This is a genomic window from Streptomyces sp. NRRL WC-3549 (genome assembly GCF_000721935.1).
GTDB lineage: Bacteria > Actinomycetota > Actinomycetes > Streptomycetales > Streptomycetaceae > Streptomyces.
On record NZ_KL585422.1, the window covers coordinates 37,269 to 39,565 of the forward strand.

The following is a 2,297-nucleotide window of genomic DNA, read 5'->3' on the forward strand; positions in this document are numbered from 1 at the left end:
AGGTGGAGGCGGCGGCCACTCCGGTCGGCCCGGCCAGTGCGCCCGGCCGGCCGACCGCGACGGGAAAGGTGTTGGCCGGCCCCAGTCCGGCCGTGTCCTGGCCACGGCCTCCGGGCAGCGCCGTCCGCAATTTGTTTAATTGCGGCACAAAGGCAGCATAGGGGCGCCCCGACCACGTACGCAAGGCCCCCGGCCGCCGTGGCCGACGGGCGGCCGGTGCGCGGTGCCGGGGCGTCGGCGGCGGTCCGGGGCCATGGGAGACTCGCCCCCATGAACGGCAAGTCGACCACCACGCGGACGAAGCTGGAGAGGGGCCGCAGCGCCCTCGGCCCCGCCCTGGAGCTGGTACACACCGGCCGCGCGCCCACGCGTGCCGTGCTCACCTCCGAACTGGGCGTCACCCGTGCCACCGCGGGCGCCGTGGCCGCTGAGCTGGAAGCGCTGGGACTCATCAGGGTCGACTCCAGCCCGGGCTCCGCCGCCGGTTCGCAGGGCCGCCCCTCCCACCGGCTGTCCGTCCGGGACGACGGGCCCGTCACCCTCGCCGCCCAGGTTCACTCCGACGGCTTCCGCGCCGCGCTGGTCGGGCTCGGCGGCAGGATCGTGGCCACCGCGCCGGGGTGCGTCACCGTCATGGCGGACCCCGCCCAGGTGCTGGGCGAGGTCGTCGAGGCGGGCGCGCAGCTGCTGCGCGAGACCGGGCTGCGGTGCGTCGGTGCGGGACTCGCCGTCCCCTCGGCGGTCGCCGAACCCGAGGGGACCGCACTCAACCCCATGCACCTGGCCTGGCCCGCCGGCGCTCCGGTACGGGAGATCTTCGCCGCCCGGGTACGGGCCGCCGGCATCGCCGGACCCGCCTTCACCGGGAACGACGTCAACCTGGTCGCCCTCGCCGAACACCGGCACGGCGCCGGACGCGGCGCCCAGCACCTGCTCTGCGTGGCCACCGGCCACCGGGGCGTCGGCGGCGCCCTCGTGCTGGACGGCCGCCTGCACACCGGGAGTTCGGGCCTCGCCCTCGAAGTCGGCCACCTCACCGTGCACCCCGAGGGCCGCCCCTGCCACTGCGGCGGACGCGGCTGCCTGGACGTCGAGACGGACCCCCTCGCCTTCCTCACGGCGGCACGCCGGACGCCCGGCCCCGAGGAGTCGCTCCTCAAGCAGGCCGGTGACCTGCTGCGCACCGAACACGCCGACCCCGCCGTGCGGTTGGCCGCCGAAGCGCTGATCGACCGGCTCGGCCTGGGCCTGGCCGGACTGGTCAACATCCTCAACCCGGACCGCATCATCCTCGGAGGTCTGCACCGGGACCTGCTGGAGGCCGACCCGGAACGGCTGCGCGCGGTGGTCGCCGACCGCAGTCTGTGGGGGCGCAGCGGCAGCGTACCGATCCTCTCCTGCACCCTGGCCCACAACAGCCTGGTGGGCGCGGCCGAACTCGCCTGGCAGCCCGTACTCGACGACCCGCTCGCCGCGCTGGCCTGACGGGCCACCGCCCGGACCGGGACGAGTCTTCCGGCCGCCACAGCGGGAGTGTGACGGCCTGAGGGCGGCCGGGTGCGGCACGAGCGCGCCGGCCGCCAAAGGGCGGGCGCGCGCGTACCGGGCGGGGCCCGGGTGCGGCACACCGCCCGGCAGGTCAGCCGACGACGGCCGAACGGGCCCGCGCGGGCGCCGTCACGGTCTCCACGGTGATGCCGAGACCGGAGCCGAACGGGCCGTCGGTCGTCGACCCGTACACCGGGAGAGGAGGCAGAGCGGCGACGAAGGAGGGCGCCGGCAAGGTGAACCAGACGACCTTTCCGCAGTCGTCGCCCGGTCGTACGCCCCAGCTCTCGCTGACTGCCGCGATCATCGCCAGGCCGCGACCCGAGGTCGCGGACGAGTCGGCGTCGCACACGGTCGGCGGCCGGGGGTCGTGGTCGTGGACGGAGACCGTCAGACGGTCGAGCAGCAACTCGATCTCGACGGTGCATGATTTGTCCGGCTGGGCGTGCCGGTGGACGTTGGTCAGCAGTTCGGTGACGCCGAGCGCGGCATGGTCGATCAGAGGGTCGAGATGCCAGTAACGCAATTGCGCCGAAATGATTCTGCGGACCTGACCGATTCGCGACGGCAGGGCTTGGAGCTCCACCGCGCAGTGCCTGCTTGGCTCGCTGATCACGGCTGCGACTCCCCGAAATAGGTCCGGAAGAAGACGAAGGGACGGATCCAGCAGATGGCTGACTGCTGTTTCTGGTCGGGTCATGCGTGGTCCGCCCTGATCGCCCGGCGGAGCGGCTTGCGCTGTCACCGCC

At 74.0% G+C, this 2,297-nt stretch carries 2 protein-coding genes; one reads left to right on the forward strand and one right to left on the reverse strand.

What is annotated here, in order from left to right:
• Positions 1-270 precede the first annotated feature (270 nt).
• On the forward strand, positions 271-1,485 hold the full coding sequence (locus IH13_RS0126335) for an ROK family protein (protein WP_031088455.1): 1,215 nt from the start codon (positions 271-273) through the stop codon (positions 1,483-1,485).
• A 154-nt stretch (positions 1,486-1,639) separates the two neighbouring features.
• On the opposite strand, the gene IH13_RS0126340 is transcribed toward IH13_RS0126335, so the two are convergent.
• Positions 1,640-2,164, reverse strand: a complete 525-nt coding sequence (locus IH13_RS0126340; protein WP_031088456.1) for an ATP-binding protein — start codon at positions 2,162-2,164, stop codon at positions 1,640-1,642.
• Positions 2,165-2,297: the final 133 nt, after the last annotated feature.